At 52.9% G+C, this 22,544-nt stretch carries 18 protein-coding genes and 7 tRNA genes; 21 read left to right on the plus strand and 4 right to left on the minus strand.

Translation table 11 applies throughout. From position 1 onward, the window contains the following. Positions 1 to 34 precede the first annotated feature (34 nt). The 3 genes from MWH02_RS05655 to nagE all read right to left on the minus strand — a co-directional run bounded on the left by MWH02_RS05655 (position 35) and on the right by nagE (position 4,513). Positions 35 to 430 carry a hypothetical protein gene (locus MWH02_RS05655; RefSeq protein ID WP_101763235.1) on the minus strand — a complete coding sequence of 132 codons (396 nt, stop codon included), beginning with the start codon at positions 428 to 430 and terminating at the stop codon, positions 35 to 37. A gap of 235 nt (positions 431 to 665) precedes the next feature. Next, on the minus strand, positions 666 to 2,333 hold the full coding sequence (glnS, locus tag MWH02_RS05660) for a glutamine--tRNA ligase (RefSeq protein ID WP_271460053.1): 1,668 nt from the start codon (positions 2,331 to 2,333) through the stop codon (positions 666 to 668). A gap of 152 nt (positions 2,334 to 2,485) precedes the next feature. Then, positions 2,486 to 4,513 carry an N-acetylglucosamine-specific PTS transporter subunit IIBC gene (nagE, locus tag MWH02_RS05665; RefSeq protein ID WP_271460180.1) on the minus strand — a complete coding sequence of 676 codons (2,028 nt, stop codon included), beginning with the start codon at positions 4,511 to 4,513 and terminating at the stop codon, positions 2,486 to 2,488. 342 nt (positions 4,514 to 4,855) lie between these two features. Here nagE and nagB point away from each other — a divergent pair, with 342 nt between their 5' ends. The 12 genes from nagB to MWH02_RS05725 all read left to right on the plus strand — a co-directional run bounded on the left by nagB (position 4,856) and on the right by MWH02_RS05725 (position 11,749). After that, complete coding sequence (gene nagB, locus MWH02_RS05670) at positions 4,856 to 5,656, plus strand: glucosamine-6-phosphate deaminase (RefSeq protein WP_110865725.1); 801 nt, start codon at positions 4,856 to 4,858, stop codon at positions 5,654 to 5,656. A 61-nt stretch (positions 5,657 to 5,717) separates the two neighbouring features. Continuing rightward, complete coding sequence (gene nagA / locus MWH02_RS05675) at positions 5,718 to 6,866, plus strand: N-acetylglucosamine-6-phosphate deacetylase (protein ID WP_271460054.1); 1,149 nt, start codon at positions 5,718 to 5,720, stop codon at positions 6,864 to 6,866. A gap of 7 nt (positions 6,867 to 6,873) precedes the next feature. Further along, positions 6,874 to 8,094 (plus strand): DNA-binding transcriptional regulator NagC, encoded by a 1,221-nt coding sequence (nagC, locus tag MWH02_RS05680; RefSeq protein WP_137385370.1) that lies wholly within the window; start codon positions 6,874 to 6,876, stop codon positions 8,092 to 8,094. A 41-nt stretch (positions 8,095 to 8,135) separates the two neighbouring features. Beyond that, a complete protein-coding gene (locus tag MWH02_RS05685; RefSeq protein ID WP_222181634.1) occupies positions 8,136 to 8,888 on the plus strand; it encodes an HAD-IIA family hydrolase in 753 nt (250 codons plus the stop codon). Positions 8,889 to 9,205: 317 nt separating this feature from the next. Continuing rightward, positions 9,206 to 10,873 (plus strand): asparagine synthase B, encoded by a 1,668-nt coding sequence (gene asnB, locus MWH02_RS05690; RefSeq protein ID WP_222181633.1) that lies wholly within the window; start codon positions 9,206 to 9,208, stop codon positions 10,871 to 10,873. Positions 10,874 to 11,088: 215 nt separating this feature from the next. Beyond that, positions 11,089 to 11,165, plus strand: a tRNA-Met gene (locus tag MWH02_RS05695). A gap of 7 nt (positions 11,166 to 11,172) precedes the next feature. Continuing rightward, a tRNA-Leu gene (locus tag MWH02_RS05700) sits at positions 11,173 to 11,257 on the plus strand. Positions 11,258 to 11,278: 21 nt separating this feature from the next. Then, positions 11,279 to 11,353, plus strand: a tRNA-Gln gene (locus tag MWH02_RS05705). Between the two features lie 34 nt (positions 11,354 to 11,387). After that, a tRNA-Gln gene (locus MWH02_RS05710) sits at positions 11,388 to 11,462 on the plus strand. A 26-nt stretch (positions 11,463 to 11,488) separates the two neighbouring features. After that, positions 11,489 to 11,565, plus strand: a tRNA-Met gene (locus MWH02_RS05715). Positions 11,566 to 11,571: 6 nt separating this feature from the next. Next, positions 11,572 to 11,646: transfer RNA gene (locus MWH02_RS05720), tRNA-Gln, on the plus strand. A 28-nt stretch (positions 11,647 to 11,674) separates the two neighbouring features. Then, a tRNA-Gln gene (locus MWH02_RS05725) sits at positions 11,675 to 11,749 on the plus strand. 105 nt (positions 11,750 to 11,854) lie between these two features. Here the strand turns inward: MWH02_RS05725 and ubiF are convergent. After that, on the minus strand, positions 11,855 to 13,027 hold the full coding sequence (gene ubiF / locus MWH02_RS05730; protein ID WP_271460055.1) for a 3-demethoxyubiquinol 3-hydroxylase: 1,173 nt from the start codon (positions 13,025 to 13,027) through the stop codon (positions 11,855 to 11,857). Positions 13,028 to 13,197: 170 nt separating this feature from the next. Between ubiF and miaB the strand changes: the two genes are divergently transcribed. The 9 genes from miaB (at position 13,198) to MWH02_RS05775 (ending at position 22,504) form a co-directional block, all read left to right on the plus strand. Continuing rightward, entirely contained in the window at positions 13,198 to 14,622 is a 1,425-nt protein-coding gene (gene miaB, locus MWH02_RS05735; protein ID WP_101763242.1) for a tRNA (N6-isopentenyl adenosine(37)-C2)-methylthiotransferase MiaB, read from the plus strand. A gap of 207 nt (positions 14,623 to 14,829) precedes the next feature. Continuing rightward, complete coding sequence (locus tag MWH02_RS05740; protein WP_101763243.1) at positions 14,830 to 15,903, plus strand: PhoH family protein; 1,074 nt, start codon at positions 14,830 to 14,832, stop codon at positions 15,901 to 15,903. Next, complete coding sequence (ybeY, locus tag MWH02_RS05745) at positions 15,900 to 16,373, plus strand: rRNA maturation RNase YbeY (RefSeq protein WP_217547259.1); 474 nt, start codon at positions 15,900 to 15,902, stop codon at positions 16,371 to 16,373. The genes MWH02_RS05740 and ybeY overlap by 4 nt, the downstream gene beginning before the upstream one ends. Positions 16,374 to 16,455: 82 nt before the next feature. Further along, the gene (gene corC / locus MWH02_RS05750) at positions 16,456 to 17,337 is read left to right on the plus strand and encodes a CNNM family magnesium/cobalt transport protein CorC (protein ID WP_101763244.1); all 882 of its coding nucleotides are present in this window, start codon (positions 16,456 to 16,458) and stop codon (positions 17,335 to 17,337) included. 4 nt (positions 17,338 to 17,341) lie between these two features. Beyond that, positions 17,342 to 18,868, plus strand: coding sequence for an apolipoprotein N-acyltransferase (lnt, locus tag MWH02_RS05755; RefSeq protein WP_271460056.1), 1,527 nt, complete (start codon positions 17,342 to 17,344; stop codon positions 18,866 to 18,868). 437 nt (positions 18,869 to 19,305) lie between these two features. After that, a complete protein-coding gene (locus tag MWH02_RS05760; protein WP_101763246.1) occupies positions 19,306 to 20,199 on the plus strand; it encodes a glutamate/aspartate ABC transporter substrate-binding protein in 894 nt (297 codons plus the stop codon). Positions 20,200 to 20,360: 161 nt separating this feature from the next. Further along, positions 20,361 to 21,101: an amino acid ABC transporter permease gene (locus MWH02_RS05765; RefSeq protein WP_061717388.1), complete on the plus strand. Its 741-nt coding sequence runs from the start codon at positions 20,361 to 20,363 to the stop codon at positions 21,099 to 21,101. After that, entirely contained in the window at positions 21,101 to 21,778 is a 678-nt protein-coding gene (gene gltK, locus MWH02_RS05770; protein ID WP_101763247.1) for a glutamate/aspartate ABC transporter permease GltK, read from the plus strand. The genes MWH02_RS05765 and gltK overlap by 1 nt, the downstream gene beginning before the upstream one ends. Next, positions 21,779 to 22,504: an amino acid ABC transporter ATP-binding protein gene (locus tag MWH02_RS05775; RefSeq protein WP_008103661.1), complete on the plus strand. Its 726-nt coding sequence runs from the start codon at positions 21,779 to 21,781 to the stop codon at positions 22,502 to 22,504. It begins immediately after the preceding gene. Positions 22,505 to 22,544 lie beyond the last annotated feature (40 nt).

Consider the following 22,544-nt stretch of genomic DNA (forward strand, 5'->3'; position numbering starts at 1 on the left):
ACCGGCGCTTGAGCCGGTTTTTTTATGCCTGTAATCAGGCGACAAGCGTTTCCTGCAGGTAGCGCCAGCGCGGAATGGCGGTGCTGCAATCCAATACCGCCAGTGAAATGCGGCTCTGATTGATGCCGTTCATCATCTGTAATTCACGATACTGAATCGTCACTTCCTCGCTTTGCTGCGAGATGATGGCGTGCTCACTGGTGGCAATTCGCATGCCTTCACGCTGCCCCTGCAACTGGCGAAACAGCACTTCCATTTCATTGAGGTCCAATCGTTTGCCTTGCGGCGTGACCATTTTGAACTCGGGATGAAAGTGCGACAAAAACAGATCAATGCTGTCGTCGCTGCCTTCCGCCTGATTGAAAATACGTTCAATAAGCTGATGTAAAACCACCACGCTATGCCTGGCTTCCTGGGCGAGAGTTGTCATTTTTTTTCCTTAGATAAGCCGCAGAGCAACGTCTGAGAGCGCATAGCCTACCTGAAAAAAAGTTTTTCACACTGCCAAATGGGTTAATTTTTCTAAAGTCAGAATAGTCGCAAATAGGGAATTAAAGGCGGATTGAGGCGTGCAGCATAAAAGGTCGTATCTGGCCAAATTGAGATAATAAAAAAGGGCGATTGCTCGCCCTTTCATGATCTTATCGTGCTCGCGACTAAAAATATTAATCGCCGATTTTTGCCCAGGTGTCACGCAAACCCACGGTGCGGTTAAACACCAGCCTGGAGGGCTGTGAATAGACGCTATCAGCACAGAAATAGCCTTCGCGTTCGAACTGGTACGGTGCCATCGGATCGGCTGCACGTAAGCCAGGCTCAACGAAGCCCTGTTTGATTTCCAGTGAGTTCGGGTTGATGGTGGTGAGGAAATCCTCAGCCGCGCCCGGATTTGGCACACTGAACAGACGATCGTACAGGCGGAATTCCGCTGGCAGCGCGTGGATTGCAGAAACCCAATGGATAACGCCTTTCACTTTACGGCCATCGGCCGGATCTTTGCTCAGCGTATCAACGTCGCAAGTACAATAGATGCAGGTAATATTGCCTTCAGCATCCTTCGCCACACGTTCGGCACGGATCACGTAAGCATTACGCAGACGCACTTCTTTACCCAGCACCAGACGTTTGTACTGCTTGTTGGCTTCTTCACGGAAGTCAGCGCGATCGATCCACACTTCACGGCTGAATGGCACTTCACGCGTGCCCATCTCCGGTTTGTTCGGATGATTCGGCATAGTGATGATCTCATCGTGACCTGCAGGCAGGTTCTCGATCACCACTTTCAACGGATCCATTACCGCCATCGCACGCGGTGCGTTTTCATTGAGATCGTCACGAATGCACGATTCCAGTGAAGCCATCTCCACGATATTGTCCTGTTTGGTCACACCAATACGGCGGCAGAACTCACGGATAGAAGCGGCGCTATAACCACGACGACGCAGACCCGAAACGGTTAGCATGCGCGGATCGTCCCAGCCTTCTACCACCTTCTCGCTTACCAGCTGAGTCAGTTTACGCTTTGACATCACCGCATATTCCAGATTTAGGCGTGAGAACTCGTACTGACGCGGATGAACCGGAATGGTGATGTTATCCAGCACCCAATCATACAGACGACGGTTATCCTGGAACTCCAATGTGCAGAGAGAGTGCGTAATGCCTTCGATCGCATCCGAAATGCAATGAGTGAAGTCGTACATCGGGTAGATGCACCACTTGCTGCCGGTCTGATGGTGATCGGCAAACTTAATGCGGTACAGCACCGGATCGCGCATCACGATAAAGCTGGACGCCATATCGATTTTGGCACGCAGACAGGCTTTGCCCTCTTCAAAACCGCCATCGCGCATCTTCTCGAACAGCGCCAGGTTTTCTTCCACGCTGCGATCGCGATATGGGCTGTTTTTACCCGGCGCCGTCAGTGAACCGCGATACTCACGGATCTCATCCGCCGACAGTTCATCAACGTAAGCCAGACCTTTGTTGATCAGCTCAACCGCATAGTTGAACAGTTGGTCGAAGTAGTCTGAGGAGTAACGAATGTTGCCGCTCCACTCAAAGCCCAGCCATTGCACGTCACGCTTAATGGATTCGACAAACTCCAGATCTTCTTTAACTGGGTTAGTGTCGTCGAAACGCAGATTGCACTGACCTTGATAGTCTTGCGCGATACCAAAGTTCAGGCAGATAGATTTCGCATGGCCAATATGCAGATAACCATTGGGCTCAGGCGGGAAACGGGTATGCACACTGTTGTGCTTACCGCTCGCCAAATCTTCGTCGATGATCTGACGAATAAAGTTCGTTGGGCGGGCTTCAGCCTCACTCATCTCAAAATCCTCAAAAACTATAACGGGTGATTTGTACCACGAAGTAACGGAGTATGATCCACAAAGCGCAGGAGGGAAACAACCGTTTGTTGGTCGTTTTAAAACAAAAAAGGCAGGAATCGCTTCCTGCCTTCTGGCTCAATCACAAGGACTTAGCCTTTAACCTCGTACAGCGGGGTTTCGCCTGCAACCACTGAACCGGTTGCCAGTAAATTCAGACCAGCGAAATCATCGCTATTGCTGACAACAACCGGACTGATCATCGAGCGGGCGTTGGCATTGAGGAAGTCCAGATCCATTTCCAGGATTGGCTGACCTGCAGTGACCGTTGCGCCCTCTTCAACCAGACGCGTGAAGCCTTTGCCTTCCAGCGCTACTGTATCCAGCCCCATATGTACCACGATCTCGACGCCGTTTTCCGCCTCAAGGCAGAACGCATGGTTGGTATTGAAGATCTTCACCACGGTTCCGCCGGTTGGCGCAACCACGGTTTTGCCGGTTGGCTTGATGGCCAGACCATCACCGACTGCCTTGCTGGCGAATGCTTCGTCAGGCACATTTTCCAGCGCAACGATGTCACCGGTTACTGGCGCCAGCAGCGTAGCAATCACGGCTTTTTCGCTGTTCAGCACCGCCTGCGGTTTTACTGCAGCAGCAGGAGCAGCCGTTGACGCCGCGGCAGATGCCGCAACTGGACCTTTGCTCAGTACGGTTTTCATTGCTGTTGCAATGCTTTCCGCCTGCGTACCGACAATAACCTGTACGCTCTGCTTGTTCAGACGAATCACACCTGAAGCGCCGAGACGTTTAGCGACACCTTCATTAACCTGCGCGGAATCTTTAACGTTCAGACGTAGACGTGTGATACAGGCATCGATGTTGGTCAGGTTTTCTGAGCCACCTACCGCCGCAATATAACGACGCGCCAGAGATTCAGTTTGGCTTTCACCGTTGCCGCTGTTATCGACATTGACGTCATAACCATCGGTTTCATCGCCCGCAGAGAGTTCGCGGCCCGGCGTCATCAGGTTGAATTTCTGGATGGTGAAGCGGAATACCACGTAGTAGATAACGAAGAACACCAGACCTTGTGGGATCAGCATCCACCAGTGCACCGCCAGCGGGTTACGCGTTGACAGCACCATATCCACCAGACCCGCACTGAAGCCGAAACCGGCAATCCACTGCATGATCGCGGCGATGAAAACTGAAAGACCGGTCAGTGCCGCGTGAATCACATACAGCACCGGCGCCACGAACATAAAGGAGAATTCCAGCGGTTCAGTGATACCCGTAAAGAAGGCGGCAAAGGCCGCCGCCAGCATAATGCCGCCGACTTTAGCGCGGTTTTCCGGGCGTGCGCAGTGGTAAATTGCCAGCGCTGCACCTGGAAGACCAAACATCATGATTGGGAAGAAGCCCGCCTGATAACGACCGGTGATGCCTGGGATACCTGTACCTTCAGCGATAGACTGCGCGCCGCCAAGGAATTTAGGAATATCGTTGATACCGGCAACATCGAACCAGAATACCGAGTTCAATGCGTGGTGTAAGCCAACAGGAATCAGCAGACGGTTAAAGAAGGCGTAGATGCCCGCACCGACGGAACCCAGCTTCTGAATATGCTCACCAAAACTTACCAGTCCACCGAAAATGATCGGCCAGATATACATCAGAATGAACGCAACCAGGATCATCAGGAACGATACAAGGATCGGCACCAGACGGCGACCGCTAAAGAAGGACAACGCTTTTGGCAGTTCAACATGACTAAAGCGGTTATAGACTTCAGCAGAAAGAATCCCGACAAGAATGCCAACAAACTGGTTATTAATTTTACCAAAGGCAGCAGGAACTTGCTCCACCGGCATCTTCTGAATCATTGCCACCGCTGCCGGAGAACAGAGTGTGGTCACAACAAGAAAGCCGACAAAACCGGTTAACGCTGCAGCGCCGTCTTTATCTTTTGACATACCGTATGCCACACCAATGGCAAACAGCACTGGCATATTGTCGATGATTGCCGAACCGGATTTGATCAACAGTGCTGCCAGCGCATTGCCTGCACCCCAGCTATCTGGATCGATCCAGTATCCAACGCCCATCAAGATTGCCGCTGCCGGCAGAGTCGCTACCGGCACCATAAGCGCGCGGCCGACCTTTTGCAGATATCCTAGAATACTCACCTTATTCTCCCCCTATGAGACTGGCGTTTTGCCGTGGCGCAGGTTGATTTTATTATCCCGTCGCCCGGTACCTTGATGACACTTTTCACCACGAGGCGCAGTGTAAAGATAAATTAATTCGCCTCGCAAATTAAAACCACTACAACTGTGACTTTAATCACCAAAATGGTGGTTTGATAATGCGAAATGCTAGCCAGCACCACAAACTTATTTTATGATAAAAAATATCGAGTCGCACTTATCCCTGGTGGCTACGCTTAAACGCATTACGCTTAAGGGCAAAAACTGTCAGAGAAACGGCAACTCCACATTTCCAATCTTAATTGAGGTGAAGACATGAGACTGATCCCTTTGGCCACACCGACCCAAGTGGGTAAATGGGCTGCACGCCACATTGTTAACCGTATTAATGCGTTTAAGCCTAGCGCAGAACGTCCCTTCGTGCTGGGTCTGCCAACCGGTGGAACACCGCTGGAAGCTTACAAGCACCTGATCGATATGCACAAAGCGGGCCAGGTTAGTTTCAAGCACGTTGTCACCTTCAACATGGATGAGTACGTTGGCCTGCCAAAAGAGCATCCGGAAAGTTACCACAGTTTCATGTACCGTAACTTTTTCGATCATGTTGATATTCAACAGCAAAATATCAATCTTCTGAATGGTAATGCCGAAGATATTGACGCAGAATGTCGCCAATACGAAGAGAAGATCCGCGCTTACGGCAAAATTAACCTGTTTATGGGCGGCGTGGGCAACGATGGTCACATCGCCTTTAACGAACCGGCTTCTTCCCTCTCCTCACGTACCCGCATCAAAACCCTGACGCACGATACGCGTATTGCAAACTCACGCTTCTTTAATGGTGATGTGGATCAGGTGCCGAAATACGCCCTGACGGTTGGTGTCGGTACGCTGCTGGATGCTGAAGAAGTGATGATTCTGGTTACCGGCCACCTGAAAGCGCAAGCGCTGCAGGCTGCGGTTGAAGGTAACGTCAACCATATGTGGACCATCAGCTGCCTGCAGCTACATGCCAAATCTGTCGTGGTATGTGACGAGCCAGCCACCATGGAACTGAAAGTGAAAACCGTGAAATATTTCCGCGAAATGGAAGCGGAAAATATGAAAGGTGTGTGAAAACACGTTGTAACAAAACCTGCTGCTTTCAGGCAGCAGGCTTAGCCGGGAGAGAGAAACGATGTACGCATTAGTGAACGGCCGGATTTTTACTGGTCATGAAATTCTGGACAATCATGCAGTTGTGATTGCAGATGGCCTGATTGAGCGCGTGTGTCCGCGTGATGCCCTGGACGCGGCAATTGCACAGCAGGATGTGGCTGGTGCGTTTATCGCTCCTGGTTTTATTGATTTGCAGCTTAACGGCTGCGGCGGCGTGCAGTTCAATGATGACATCAATGCGTTAAGCGTTGAAACGCTGGAGATCATGCAGCGCGCCAACGAGAAATCAGGCTGCACCAGCTATTTGCCAACACTGATTACCAGCACCGATGCGCTGATGAGACGCGCAGTCGAAACCATGCGCGCTTACCTGGCCAAGCATCAGAATCAGGCAATCGGCCTGCATCTGGAAGGTCCGTGGCTGAATAAAGCTAAAAAAGGTACGCACAATCCTGAATTGATTCGCCTGCCGGATGCCGAGCTGGTGGATTTCCTCTGCGCCAATGCCGACGTCATCACTAAAGTCACGCTGGCACCTGAAAATACGGGCAGCGAGGTGATTCGTCAGCTGCGTGATGCCGGCATCATCGTGTCAGCGGGTCACTCCAACGCGACCTATGAAGAAGCAAAAATTGGCTTCAGCGCGGGCGTCAGCTTTGCTACGCATCTCTACAATGCCATGCCAACCTTCGCTGGACGTGAGCCAGGTCTGATCGGTGCGCTGTTTGATTCGCCTGATGTATACTGCGGCATCATTGCGGATGGTTTACATGTCCATTACGCTAATGTGCGCAATGCAAAACGCATTAAAGGCGACAAGCTGGTGTTAGTGACGGATGCCACAGCACCGGCGGGCGCATCGATTGATCAATTTATTTTTGCAGGCAAAACAATATACTATCGCGATGGCCTGTGCGTTGACGAGAACGGTACGCTCAGCGGTTCTGCCTTGACCATGATTGAAGCGGTGCAGAACAGCGTTGAACATTGCGGTATCGCTCTTGATGAAGCGCTGCGTATGGCGACGCTCTATCCAGCGCAGGCGATGGGTGTGGAGAAGCAGTTAGGCACGGTGAAAGCAGGAAAAGTCGCCAACCTGACTGTCTTTACCCGCGATTATCAAATCACTAAGACGTTCGTCAACGGAGACAACGTCCTCAGCGAGTAAGCATTGAATGACCACTGGCGGCCAGTCTCAAATAGGAAATGTTGATCTTGTTAAACAACTCAATAGTGCAGCCGTTTATCGGCTAATCGATCAGCAGGGGCCAATTTCGCGCATTCAAATTGCCGAACACAGTCAGCTTGCGCCCGCCAGTGTCACCAAAATTACCCGCCAGCTCATTGAGCGCGGCCTCATCAAAGAGGTGGAGCAACAAGCCTCCACCGGTGGGCGTCGCGCGATCTCCATCATTACTGAAACCCGTCATTTTCATACTATCGGCGTGCGCTTAGGGCGTAATGACGCGACGTTGACGCTGTTTGATCTGAGCGGAAAATCGCTGGCGCAGGAAGATTATCCGCTGCCCGAGCGCACGCAGGAAACGCTGGAGAACGCGCTGTTCAATGCCATCAGCGCCTTTATGGCCGCGCATCAGCGTAAGATTCATGAACTGATTGCTATCTCGGTGATTCTGCCCGGATTGGTCGATCCCATTAACGGCATCATTCGCTACATGCCGCACATCGCGGTAAGTCATTGGCCGCTGGTTTCCAGCCTGAAAAAACGCTTCAACGTCACCAGCTTTGTTGGTCATGACATCCGTAGCCTGGCGCTGGCCGAGCACTACTTCGGTGCAAGTCGCGATTGCGCAGACTCCATTCTGGTGCGTTTGCATCGCGGCACCGGTGCCGGAATCATCGCCAACGGCCACATTTTCCTCGGCAGTAACGGCAACGTGGGCGAGATTGGCCATATTCAGGTTGATCCGCTGGGTGAACGCTGCCACTGCGGTAACTTTGGCTGTCTGGAAACCATTGCGGCTAACGGCGCGATTGAAAACCGCGTACGTCATCTACTGAATCAAGGCTATCCCAGTTCATTAACCTTGAATGATTGCCTGATGCCGCAGATTTGTCGCGCCGCTAATCATGGCGACGCGCTGGCGTGCGAAGTGATTGAATATGTCGGCCGCTATTTAGGCAAGGCGATTGCTATCGCCATCAACCTGTTCAATCCGCAAAAAGTGGTGTTGGCCGGTGAAATCACTGAAGCCGATAAAGTACTGTTTCCTGCTATTGAAGGGTGTATCAATACGCAGACGCTGCCTGCCTTCCGTAAAAATCTGCCGGTGGTGCGTTCCGAGCTCGATCATCGCTCGGCGATTGGCGCCTTTGCGTTAGCAAAACGCGCAATGCTGAATGGCATTTTGTTGCAACATCTGCTGGAAGAGTAATCACCAGCCTGCTGTCAAGCAGGCCCGACCGGATGCAATCTATGACGATTAAAAGCGTAATCTGTGACATCGACGGCGTGTTGATGCATGACAATACCGCCGTTCCCGGCGCGAAAGAATTTCTGCAGCGCATTCTGGCGAAGGATATGCCGTTGGTGGTGTTGACCAACTATCCTTCGCAAACCGCGCTGGATCTGGCGAACCGCTTTGCCAACGCCGGCATTGACGTACCGGATACGGTGTTTTACACCTCGGCGATGGCCACCGCCGATTTCCTGCGCCGTCAGGAAGGGAAAAAAGCCTACGTTATTGGCGAAGGTGCGCTGATTCATGAGCTGTATAAAGCTGGCTTCACCATCACAGACGTTAATCCAGATTTCGTTATCGTCGGTGAAACGCGCTCTTTCAATTGGGAAATGATGCATAAAGCCGCTTTCTTCGTGGCCAATGGCGCCCGCTTTATCGCCACTAATCCCGATACACATGCACGCGGCTTTGTTCCTGCCTGCGGAGCACTCTGCGCGGGTATCGAAACCATCTCCGGCCGTAAACCGTTTTACGTCGGAAAACCGAGTCCGTACATCATGCGCGCGGCGTTAAACAAAATGCATGCGCATTCGGAAGAGACGGTCATTGTGGGCGATAACCTGCGGACAGACATTCTGGCAGGCTTCCAGGCGGGTCTGGAAACCATTCTGGTGCTGTCTGGCGTTTCCACACTGAGTGATATTGATGCGATGCCTTTCCGCCCGGATTGGATTTATCCATCGGTCGCCGATATCGACCTGTTCTGATTCCAGCCATCACCCCTTCTTATGGCCCTGCTTATGCAGGGCTTTTGTTTTTTCTGTGGTTATGCCTTTCTTTACCGCTCGCCTTATGCCTACAAAACGAACGATAATGCAGTTTTATTAGATGACATCTAAAATAAACGCTTATTAATTGAATAATATTCAATATTATTTGCCCATCAACATTCTTTTTATCAAAGAATCGCAATTTTGCTTGCACTAACACCGCCATTTAGCGCATTTTCTTATACATCACGCAGCCAAGGCTGCCGGACAAACGTAGAAATAACTTCGCCACAAGGTGAGATCAGGAGTCAGTTATGTGTTCAATTTTTGGTGTGCTGGATCTGAAAAGCGATCCTATTGAGCTGCGCAAGAAAGCGCTGGAATCTTCTCGTCTGATGCGTCACCGCGGCCCGGATTGGTCAGGTGTTTATGCGGATGATAAAGCCATTCTGGTGCATGAGCGTCTGTCGATTGTTGACGTTAACAACGGCGCACAGCCGCTGTATAACGCTGACCACACCCACGTACTGGCTGTTAACGGCGAAATTTACAACCATCAAGCGCTGCGTGCTGAGTTGAGCGATCGTTACGCTTTCCAGACCGGTTCTGACTGTGAAGTGATCCTCGCGCTGTATCAGGAAAAAGGCGTCGATTTCCTCGACGAACTACAAGGCATGTTCGCTTTCATTCTGTGGGACAGCGTGAAGCAACAATATCTGATTGGTCGCGACCATATCGGCATTATCCCGCTGTATATGGGCAACGATGAGCACGGCAACCTGTATGTCGCTTCCGAGATGAAAGCGCTGGTGCCGGTGTGCCGCAGCATCAAAGAGTTCCCGCCGGGAAGCTACATGTCGAGCGCCGATGGTGAAACCCGTCGTTACTGGCAGCGTGACTGGATGGAATATTCCGCCGTTGAGCACAACACTACGGATGCCGCCGAGCTGAAACATGCGCTGGAAGAGTCAGTAAAAAGTCACCTGATGTCTGACGTGCCTTACGGCGTGCTGCTGTCAGGCGGCCTGGACTCATCCATCATCTCTGCCGTGACCAAGCGCTTTGCTGCGAAACGTGTTGAAGATGCGGATAAGAGCGATGCATGGTGGCCGCAGCTGCACTCCTTCGCGGTTGGTCTGGAAGGTTCTCCAGACCTGAAAGCAGCGAAATCAGTCGCAGAACATCTCGGCACCGTGCACCACGAAATCCATTTCACCGTGCAGGAAGGCCTGGATGCGATCCGTGACGTGATTTACCACATCGAAACCTATGATGTGACCACCATTCGCGCCTCTACACCGATGTATTTAATGTCGCGTAAAATCAAAGCGATGGGCATCAAAATGGTGTTGTCCGGTGAAGGTGCGGATGAAGTCTTTGGCGGCTACCTCTATTTCCATAAGGCGCCAAACGCCAAAGAATTCCACGAAGAGAACGTACGTAAACTGCTGGCTCTGCACATGTTTGACTGTGCTCGCGCCAACAAAGCGATGTCCGCCTGGGGCGTGGAAGCGCGTGTGCCGTTCCTCGACAAGAAATTCCTCGACGTGGCGATGCGCATCAACCCGGCAGACAAACTCTGTGGCAGCAACGGCAAGATGGAAAAACACATCCTGCGCGAATGCTTCTCTTCTTACCTGCCGGAGAGCGTGGCGTGGCGTCAGAAAGAGCAGTTCTCTGATGGTGTGGGCTACAGCTGGATAGATACGCTGAAAGAAGTGGCGGCGAAGCAAATCACCGATCAACAGCTGTCGACTGCGCACTTCCGCTTCCCGTACAACACGCCGAACTCGAAAGAAGCGTATCTGTATCGCGAGATCTTCGAGGAATTGTTCCCGATCGCCAGCGCCGCAGAGTGTGTGCCAGGCGGTCCGTCGGTGGCCTGTTCTTCGGCTAAAGCGATCGAGTGGGATGAAGCCTTTAAATCCATGGATGACCCTTCTGGTCGTGCCGTAGGTGTGCATCAGTCCGCGTATAAATAAGGTTTTTACTCAACAAGATATGGGGCTCATTCGAGCCCCTTTTTTATGCAATCCCTCGTACAACCTGAGAAATTAGCCGAATAAATCACCAGCCTGGTTACAAGCCAGACAAACAGGCGTTTTAAGGCGAAAAACGGCAAAAAAATTGTTGACGCTACAAGACTCAATACGCATAATGCGCCCCGCAACGCCGATGAAGGTTACGCGAAAAAGATGGCTACGTAGCTCAGCTGGTTAGAGCACATCACTCATAATGATGGGGTCACAGGTTCAAATCCCGTCGTAGCCACCATCTTTTTGCGGGAGTGGCGAAATTGGTAGACGCACTAGATTTAGGTTCTAGCGCCGCAAGGTGTGCGAGTTCAAGTCTCGCCTCCCGCACCATTTCAGTCTTCGGCAGCCGGATGGGGTATCGCCAAGCGGTAAGGCACTGGTTTTTGATACCAGCATTCCCAGGTTCGAATCCTGGTACCCCAGCCAATCCGGATTATGTTGTGGATACAAAGTCGACGAATGGGATATCGCCAAGCGGTAAGGCACCGGTTTTTGATACCGGCATTCCCTGGTTCGAATCCAGGTATCCCAGCCATCGTCGGACGCAGTAAGCAGTACAAAGGCTACGTAGCTCAGCTGGTTAGAGCACATCACTCATAATGATGGGGTCACAGGTTCAAATCCCGTCGTAGCCACCAAATTATTGGGGTGTCGCCAAGCGGTAAGGCTCTGGTTTCTGATACCAGCATTCCGGGGTTCGAATCCCTGCACCCCAGCCATAAAAAGACAATTTGATCAAACACCTATTGGGGTGTCGCCAAGCGGTAAGGCACTGGTTTCTGATACCAGCATTCCGGGGTTCGAATCCCTGCACCCCAGCCAAATTGCACAATAAAGCCCGCTTATACGGGCTTTATTGTTTTCTGCGTTTGGCAAAAAATGGCGAGCAAACTTTCGATCAGGAGCGCATCAATACGCTCCCTACAATCACAAACCTAATGCGTAACGCAGCACCTTGCGTTTCAAGGCTCCGGCATTCTCCGCCGCAATCAGCGCCAGGTTTCGCGCAAAACGCAGCGGCGGCAGTTTATTGCTAAACGCGAAGTAGAACAGATCCATACCGCCCTGCATCAGTAAATTATCTTTGTAACGCTGACGATGATAACGCTGCAGCACAGCATCCGATGACCAGAGCTCCGCCTGGTTGCGCGCCTCGACCAGCGTCGTGATCAACGCATCCACATCCCTATAGCCCAAATTAACGCCCTGCCCGGCCAGCGGATTGATGGTGTGCGCCGCATCCCCCACCAGCGCCAATCCCGGCATCACATAACGCGTAGCATGACGTCGCACCAGCGGGAAAGAGGCCGCAGTTTTGACCTGAATACGGCCAACGCGTGCCGGGAAGTGAGCATAAATCTCTTTCTCCAGTTGCTGGAGCGGCAAACTTTGCAGCTGACGAATTCGTGCTGGCGCGTCGTACCACACCAGCGAAGCACGACGATCAAACAGCGGCAGGAAAGCGCGCGGCCCTTGCGGCGTAAACTGCTGCCAGGTGGCATCGCCCGCCTCCTGCTCGCACTCCACGCTTATCAGCATGCAGGATTGCGCATAGTTCCAGCCGCGCACGCCAATACCCGCTAACTGACGCACACGCGAGTTAGCACCATCTGCGCCGACCACTAAACGCGCATCCAGCGTTTGGCCGTTATCGAGTTGCACCTGCCAGCCAGCGCTGTGCGGCTGCAAACCCTGCAAGCTCGCCGGGCAGATCAGTGTGATGCCCTCTTGCTGCATTTTTTCCCACAGCGCACGCTGCAGCACGCTGTTTTCCACCATAAAGCCCAGCTCGGGCAACCCAAGCGACGCCGCATCAAACTTCACATGCGCGTTTTGCCACTCCCAGGTTTCCAGCTGGCGATAGGGCGCACAGCGCATCGCCTGCACACGCTGCCAGACATCCAGTTGCTGCAGCAGCGCAACCGACGACGCACCGATGGCGGAGATACGCACATCTGGCTCGCTGCCGGCATCAAAGCTTGCCGGTTCCGCCCGTTCAATGACCGCTACGCGAAACTGCTGCTGCGCCAGGCCACACGCCAGCGCCGCACCAACCATGCCACCGCCCACGATCACCACATCAAAATGTGAATCCTGCATCGACTCTAATCCTTCTTTTTTGCCGTGAAACCTTCCAGCATCACGTTGATAGCTAAAGTGTACCGGAAATTAGCAGCGCGATGCGATGCAGATGCGTGAAGCCTGGTAACAACAGCGTCGAAGCATTACAATACGCGCCCTGCACTTCGCTTGAATCAATGGCTAGTTCGATGACCAAAAAACTGCACATCAAAACCTGGGGCTGTCAGATGAATGAATACGATTCATCGAAGATGGCCGATCTGCTGAACAGTACGCACGGCTACACCCTTACCGAGGAAGCTGAAGAGGCGGACGTTCTGCTGCTCAACACCTGCTCCATCCGTGAAAAGGCGCAGGAGAAGGTTTTTGCTCTGTTAGGCCGTTGGAAAAAGCTGAAAGCGAGCAATCCCGATCTGATCATCGGTGTGGGTGGCTGCGTGGCCTCACAAGAAGGTGAACGTCTGCGCCAGCGCGCCAGTTACGTCGATATCGTCTTTGGCCCGCAGACCTTGCATCGTCTGCCGGAGATGATTAACACCGTGCGCGGCAGTAAAAGCCCGGTTGTTGACATCAGCTTCCCTGAAATTGAGAAGTTTGATCGCCTGCCAGAACCGCGCGCCGATGGCCCAACCGCCTTTGTGTCGATCATGGAAGGTTGCAACAAATATTGTACTTTCTGCGTGGTGCCTTACACGCGCGGCGAGGAAGTCAGCCGTCCGAGCGACGATATTCTGCTGGAAATCGCCCAGCTTGCCGCTCAGGGCGTACGTGAAGTCAACCTGCTGGGCCAGAACGTCAACGCCTATCGCGGCGCCACCTTTGATGGCGATATCTGCACCTTTGCTGAGTTGCTGCGCTTAGTGGCGGCGATCGACGGCATTGACCGTATTCGCTTCACCACCAGCCATCCTATTGAATTTACCGATGACATCATCGAGGTTTACCGCGATACGCCCGAGCTGGCGAGCTTCCTGCATCTGCCGGTTCAGAGCGGATCAGATCGCATCCTGACGCTGATGAAGCGCGCGCACACCGCACTCGAGTACAAAGCGATTATCCGCAAGCTGAAAGCCGCACGTCCGGATATCCAGCTGAGCTCTGATTTCATCATCGGTTTCCCCGGCGAAACGCAGCAGGATTTTGAGCAGACCATGAAGCTGGTCGGTGAAGTGAATTTCGATGTCAGCTTCAGCTTTATCTACTCCATGCGCCCAGGCACGCCGGCGGCCGATCTGCCCGACGATGTGACAGAAGAGGAGAAAAAGCAGCGTCTTTTCATCCTGCAGGACCGCATCAATCAGCAGGTGATGGCGTGGAGCCGCCGCATGCTGGGCACCACGCAGCGCGTGCTGGTGGAAGGCATTTCGCGTAAGAATGTGATGGAACTGACCGGCCGCACCGATAATAACCGCGTGGTGAACTTCGAAGCACCGGTTGAAATGATCGGTAAGTTTGTTGATGTCGAAATTGTTGATGTCTATGCCAGCTCCCTGCGCGGCGTGCTGGTGCGCACCGAAGATCAAATGGCGCTCCGTGTGGCCGAAAGCCCGGCGTCAGTGATTGCGCGTACCCGCAAAGAGAACGACATCGGCGTCGGACTGTTCCAGCCTTGAAACCTCGAACGTTGAGCGATAGCGCACAAAGCGCTGTCGCCTGTTTCATCCCCAGGCCCTTGCTTTCCACAAGTGCTGCCCAAATATCGACTCTGAAGCTTGCGCCAGTGCGCAGCGCCATAAATAATTTCATAAAGATGTGGAGAGATTGCTCTTCGGCATCCGGCACACCTTTTCAACTGGCCCTGAGTGACCTTAAGGATTCATTTGAATATCGAAACGCGTGAAATCGCCCTTGAACCGGCAGATAACCAACGACTGATGAGCTTGTGCGGTCCGATGGATGACAATGTGAAACAGCTGGAGCGCCGTTTGGGCCTTGAAATCAAACGCCGTGACAACCAATTCACGCTTACCGGCCGCTCGCTCTGTGTGGACGCTGCCGTCAATATCCTGCGCACGCTGTATGTTGATACCGCCCCAATGCGCGGTCAGATCAAAGATATCGAACCGGACCAGATTCACCTGGCAATCAAAGAGAGCGGCGTTCTGGAACAAAGCGCTGAGAGCGTGCCGGAATTCGGCAAAGCGGTGAACATCAAAACCAAGCGTGGCGTAATCAAACCGCGTACGCCTAACCAGGCGCAATACATCGCCAATATCTTCTCGCACGACATTACCTTTGGTATCGGCCCGGCCGGTACCGGTAAAACCTATCTGGCGGTCGCTGCCGCAGTGGATGCGCTGGAGCGTCAGGAGATTCGCCGTATTCTGCTGACGCGTCCGGCGGTTGAAGCGGGTGAGAAACTCGGCTTCCTGCCTGGCGATCTCAGCCAGAAGGTCGATCCCTACCTGCGCCCGCTTTACGACGCGCTGTTCGAAATGCTCGGCTTTGAGCGCGTAGAGAAACTGATTGAGCGCAACGTGATTGAAGTGGCTCCGCTGGCCTACATGCGCGGACGCACGCTGAACGACGCCTTTGTGATTCTCGATGAGAGCCAGAACACCACAATCGAACAGATGAAGATGTTCCTGACGCGTATCGGCTTTAATTCGAAAGCGGTCATTACCGGCGATATCACGCAGATTGACTTGCCGCGCAGCACCAAATCCGGCCTGCGCCACGCCATTGAAGTGCTGGCAGAAGTCGATGAGATTAGCTTTAACTTTTTCCACAGCGAAGACGTGGTGCGTCATCCGGTTGTCGCACGCATCGTGAATGCTTATGAAGCCTGGGAAACCGCCGACCAGAAACGCCGTGATCAACAGGCAGAAGAGCGCAAACGCGAAGCTATCGCGGCTCAGCTTGCCAGCCAAACAAGCCCGCAGGAGCGTTCATGAGCGCGGTGATTCTTGATTTACAACTGGCCTGCGCCGATGAAAACCATCTGCCAGCGGAGAATGATTTTCAACGCTGGCTGGAAGCGGCGGTAACGCCGTTTCAACCGGAAAGCGAAGTCACGATTCGTCTGGTGGATGAAGCCGAGAGTAATGAGCTTAATCTGACTTATCGCGGCAAAGATAAGCCGACCAACGTGCTGTCATTCCCGTTTGAAGCACCGCCGGGAATTGAACTTCCACTGCTCGGCGATCTGATTATTTGCCGTCAGGTTGTCGAGCAAGAGGCTGCTGAACAGGGCAAAACCGTTGAAGCCCACTGGGCGCATATGGTGGTGCACGGTACGCTGCATCTGCTGGGTTACGACCATATCGAAGATGAAGAAGCCGAAGAGATGGAGGCGCTGGAGACCGAGATAATGCTTGCTCTTGGTTATCCTGATCCGTACATTTCGGAGAAAGAAGACGCCTGAGCCGCTGGTTCAGGTTATTGCGCTGCTGGCGCGGATGCCAGCAGCCCCAATCCCTCATTAGAGAGAACGAAATAAAAACGCCATGAGCGACGACCATTCTCAAAACAGCGACGCACCCAGTAGTAAAAAGGGATTTTTCTCCCTGTTAATCAACCAACTGTTTCACGGTGAACCTAAAAACCGTGATGAACTGCTGGGGTTAATCCGCGATTCTGAGCAAAAAGAGCTGATTGATCAGGACACCCGCGACATGCTCGAAGGGGTGCTGGACATTGCCGAACAGCGCGTGCGCGACATCATGATCCCTCGCTCGCAAATGATCACCCTGAAACGCAACCAAACGCTGGAAGAGTGCCTTGCGGTGATTATTGAATCCGCCCACTCACGCTTCCCGGTGATCAGCGAAGACAAAGACCACGTCGAAGGCATTTTGATGGCCAAAGACCTGCTGCCGTTTATGGCCAGCGCGTCTGAGCCGTTCAGCATGGAAAAAGTGCTGCGCACCGCCGTGGTGGTTCCTGAAAGCAAGCGCGTCGATCGCATGCTGAAGGAGTTCCGCTCGCAGCGTTATCATATGGCGATTGTCATTGACGAATTTGGTGGCGTCTCTGGTCTGGTGACCATTGAAGATATTCTTGAGCTGATTGTTGGCGAAATTGAAGATGAGTATGACGATGAAGAAGATCGTGATATCCGCCAGCTCAATCGTTACACCTATACCATGCGCGCCTTAACGCCAATTGAAGATTTTAATGAGGTCTTTGGCACCGATTTCAGCGATGACGAAGTCGATACCATTGGCGGATTGGTCATGCAGGGATTCGGCCACCTTCCCGCTCGCGGCGAAAGTATTGTCATTGATGGCTATCAGTTCAAAGTCGCCATGGCTGACAGCCGCCGTATCATCCAGGTGCATGTAAAAATTCCGGAAGACTCACCACAACCGCAACTGGAAGACGAATAACTTTATGGCTTTAGCCTCTCTTTACTCGCAGCAGCGGGTTCGCCTGCTGCTGGCGTTAGTTACGGGTGCCATTGGCACCCTTTCCTTTTCCCCCTACGATTTCTGGCCTGCGGCGATAATTTCGCTGTTTGGTCTGCAACTGTTGCTGCTGGAACGTCGCACTGCGCAGGCTGCGGCAATCGGCTTCGCTTGGGGCTTTGGACTGTTTGGCAGCGGCATCAATTGGGTTTACGTCAGCATCGCCACCTTTGGCGGCATGCCCGGCCCGGTAAACATCTTACTGGTGATTCTGCTGGCGGCTTATCTGTCGCTTTATCCGATGCTGTTTGCCATCCTGCTCAACCGTTTCTGGCCGCGCGCCACAATCTGGCGTTTGGCTTTATCGGCACCCGCGCTGTGGCAGATTAGCGAATTCCTGCGCGGTTGGGTGCTCACCGGCTTTCCGTGGCTGCAGTTTGGCTACAGCCAGATTGACGGTCCGCTCAAAGGCCTCGCGCCGCTGGCCGGTGTGGAAACCATTACCTTCCTGTTGATGGTGATCGCCGGCTTGCTGGTGCACGCGCTGCATCATCGTACCGTGAAAAGCTTGATAGCCGCCGCGCTCCTGCTGTTACTGCCGTGGCCGCTGCGCATGATGCAGTGGTATCAGCCGCTGCCGGAACGCAGCGTTGATGTTGCGATGGTGCAAGGCAATATTCCGCAGTCGATGAAGTGGGATCCGCAGCAACTGCTGAACACGCTGCGCGTTTACACCTCCTATAGCCAGCCTTTTATCGGCAAAGCACCGATCATTATCTGGCCCGAATCAGCGATTACCGATCTGGAAAGCAACCAGCAGCCGTTCCTGCGGGCGCTGGATGCTGACCTGCGCGCGCGCGGCAGCTCATTGATTACCGGTATCGTGGATTCTCGCGTGGAAGGCGATAATCGCTATCACGACTATAACTCGGTAATTGTGCTGGGTGGTGAGCAGCCTTACAGCTATCAAAGCCAGAACCGCTATCAGAAGAATCATCTGGTGCCATTTGGTGAGTTTGTGCCGCTGGAAGCGTTGCTGCGTCCGCTGGCGCCGTTCTTCGATTTGCCGATGTCCTCCTTCAGCCGTGGCGCCTATGTCCAGCCGCAGCTGAAAGTGTCGAGTTATAACCTGACCAGCGCTATCTGCTATGAGATCGTGCTGGGCGAACAAGTGCGCGCCAACTTCCGTCCCGATACCAACTTCCTGCTGACCGTCTCCAACGATGCCTGGTTCGGTCACTCCATCGGGCCGTGGCAGCATTTCCAGATGGCGCGCATGCGTGCGCTGGAGCTGGGACGTCCGTTACTGCGCTCCACCAATAACGGTGTCACAGCGGTAGTGAATGCCAACGGTGAAGTAGAGAAAGAGCTGCCGCAGTTCACGCGGGATGTATTGGAAGCCAAAGTCACGCCAACCATCGGTGAAACGCCGTATGCGAAAGCGGGCATCTGGCCAGTGTGGCTAGTGACGTTGATTAGCATTGTGGTGGCCATTCTGCGCCGTCGCCACTAGTTCAGGCAGCTATGCAAACAGGCGAAGTGAATACTTCGCCTTTTTTATGCGCTGTTTTCTCTTCCTTCCGTGGTGCTTTCCCCGATTCTCTGCTGGCTTTTTACACTTCTTCATCGTGCTGGCACGATCATTGCTATTTATTTCAGTGATTTTCGCAAACATCGGCTTTTGTCAGCGTAGTGCAACCTTTACGCACTAATTTATGGCAATGATGCGCACTCTATTAGCGCATCGGGGAATTTTTGCCTTTTATTGGTGCGGAGCGGCTCGCAAAAAAGAAACTTTTTTGTTTCATTGCGTTAACAATTCGCTATGTTAATCACTATCCTGCGTGCGGTTGCGCTATGGGATAACAAAAAAAGCAGCACGAAATACACACAACATCACAATCTGCGCAGTTTATGTTCTGCGCGACATCCATACGAAGGAGTTGGAACATGCAGATACGCAAAGTGGCATTATCTCTTTTGCTGTTGGGAGCAGCAGCGGGAGCGGCCCAGGCGGAAGATCTCACCGGTACCCTGAAAAAAATCAATGATAGCGGCGTGATCGTCGTTGGGCATCGTGAATCATCAGTTCCCTTTTCTTACTATGACAACCAGCAAAAAGTGGTTGGCTATTCACAGGATTATTCAAACGCCATCATCGCGGCTATTAAAGCCAAACTGAATAAGCCTGATTTGCAGATCAAAATGCTGCCGATTACTTCGCAGAACCGTATTCCTCTGTTGCAGAACGGAACTTACGATTTTGAGTGCGGTTCTACCACCAACAACCTGGAGCGTCAGAAGCAAGCGGCATTCTCTGACACCGTGTTCATCATCGGTACGCGTCTGCTGGTGAAAAAAGGCGGCGACATCAAAGATTTCCCTGATCTGAAGGGTAAAACCGTTGTCGTGACCTCCGGTACCACTTCAGAAGTTCTGCTGCACAAACTGAACGACGAGCAAAAAATGGATATGCGTATCATCAGCGCGAAAGACCATGGCGATTCTTTCCGTACGCTGGAAACCGGTCGTGCTGTGGCCTTCATGATGGATGACGCGCTGCTGGCAGGTGAACGTGCCAAAGCCAAGAAGCCAGACAACTGGGACATCGTGGGTACACCGCAGTCGAAAGAAGCTTACGGCTGCATGCTGCGTAATCAGGATCCACAGTTCAAACAGCTGATGGATGAAACCATTGCTAAAGCGCAAACCTCTGGCGAAGCCTCAAAATGGTTTGAAACCTGGTTCAAAAAACCGATTCCACCGAAGAATCTGAACCTGAACTTCGAACTCTCAAGCGATATGCAGGCCCTGTTCAAAGCACCGAACGACAAAGCACTCTGAATTAACAACGACAACAAGGGCAGCCCCGCTGCCCTCTCGATTGCTGAACATGCGGTGCGGACAGACAGACTGTAACAGGCCGTTCCCCTGAAGCAGGATGCAAGACACCGCTCAACAATCTTATGGGTAGCCTCGCTACCCTTTTTTTACCGGAGCTCGTTATGGGTATCGATTGGAACTGGGGCATTTTTCTTGAACAGGCCCCGTTCGGCAATACGACTTACCTCGGCTGGCTGTGGTCCGGTTTTCAGGTCACCATTGCGGTGTCCTGCTGCGCCTGGATTATCGCCTTCCTGGTAGGTTCCTTATTTGGCATTCTGCGTACCGTGCCCAACCGCCTGTTGGCGGCAATTGGCACCTGCTACGTGGAGCTATTCCGTAATATCCCACTTATTGTGCAGTTCTTCTTCTGGTATCTGGTTGCGCCAGAACTGGTGGGCGAAAAGCTGGGCATGTGGTTTAAGTCAGAATTGGATCCCAATATTCAGTTCTTCGTCTCCTCGACGATTTGCCTTGGTTTGTTCACCGCAGCGCGCGTCTGTGAACAGGTACGCGCGGCGATTCAGTCGCTGCCACGCGGTCAGAAAAATGCCGGCCTGGCGATGGGCCTGACGCTGCCGCAAACCTATCGCTATGTGCTGCTGCCGAATGCCTATCGCGTGATTGTGCCGCCGATGACGTCGGAAATGCTTAATCTGGTGAAGAACTCGGCGATCGCCTCAACCATCGGACTGGTGGATATGGCGGCGCAGGCCGGCAAGCTGCTGGATTACTCCGCGCATGCCTATGAATCCTTTACCGCCATCACTCTGGCGTACGTCGGCATTAACCTGGTCATCATGCTGATTATGAGTGTGGTAGAACGCAAAATTCGCCTGCCTGGCAATATGGGAGGCAAATAATGTACGAGTTTGACTGGAGTTCAATTGTTCCCAGCCTGCCTTACTTGTGGAACGGGTTGATCATTACCTTCAAGATCACCGCGATTGCCGTGGTGTTTGGCATTATCTGGGGCACGATTTTGGCGGTGATGCGCTTGTCGCCGATTGCGCCGATACGCTGGTTTGCCAAGCTGTACGTCAACCTGTTCCGCTCCGTACCCTTGGTGATGGTGCTGCTGTGGTTCTATTTGGTGGTGCCCGCCTTCCTGCAACAGGTGCTGGGCTTATCGCCTAAATCAGATATCCGCCTGATTTCTGCCATGGTGGCATTTGCGCTCTTTGAGGCCGCGTACTACTCGGAAATCATCCGCGCCGGTATTCAGAGCATCTCACGCGGGCAGTCCAATGCCGCGCTGGCGCTCGGCATGACGCACTGGCAATCGATGAAACTGATCGTATTGCCGCAGGCGTTCCGCGCCATGGTGCCGCTGCTGCTGACGCAGGGCATCGTGCTGTTCCAGGATACCTCGCTGGTGTATGTACTGAGCCTGGCCGATTTCTTCCGCACCGCTTCAACCATAGGTGAGCGTGACGGAACCCAGGTTGAAATGATTTTGTTTGCTGGTCTGGTCTACTTTGTGATCAGCCTGAGCGCTTCGCTGTTGGTTACCTATCTGAAAAGAAAGAGGACGGTTTAAATGATTAGCCTGAAAAATGTTTCAAAGTGGTATGGGCACTTTCAGGTGCTGACCGACTGCTCCACCGAAGTGAAAAAAGGTGAAGTGGTAGTGGTCTGCGGTCCGTCTGGCTCAGGTAAATCAACGCTGATTAAAACCGTGAACGGCCTGGAGCCGATTCAAAAGGGCAGCATTCAGGTGACCGGCACCGAAGTGAACAACAAAAAAACCAACCTCGCTCAATTGCGTAGCAAAGTGGGCATGGTGTTCCAGCATTTCGAGCTGTTCCCTCATCTCAGCATCATCGAGAACCTGACGCTGGCGCAGGTCAAAGTGCTGAAGCGTGATAAAGCGGCCTCACGTGAGAAAGCGCAGGGCTTGCTAAAACGCGTTGGGCTCTCTGCGCACGCGGATAAGTTTCCCGGCCAGCTTTCCGGCGGCCAGCAGCAGCGCGTGGCAATCGCGCGTGCGTTGTGCATGGATCCGGTGGCGATGCTGTTTGATGAGCCGACGTCAGCGCTTGATCCTGAAATGATCAACGAAGTGTTAGACGTGATGGTTGAGCTGGCGAATGAAGGCATGACCATGATGGTGGTAACGCATGAAATGGGCTTTGCGCGCAAAGTCGCTAACCGCGTGATCTTTATGGATGAAGGGAAAATTATCGAAGACACCAATAAGGATGACTTCTTTAACAATCCACAATCCGATCGTGCGAAAGACTTCCTGGCGAAGATCCTGCACTGATTAGCGCAATAAATTGCGCCGCTACGATAAGTGCTCGTAC

Origin of the sequence: Pantoea leporis, from assembly GCF_028048155.1 — a bacterium.
Taxonomy (GTDB): domain Bacteria; phylum Pseudomonadota; class Gammaproteobacteria; order Enterobacterales; family Enterobacteriaceae; genus Pantoea; species Pantoea leporis.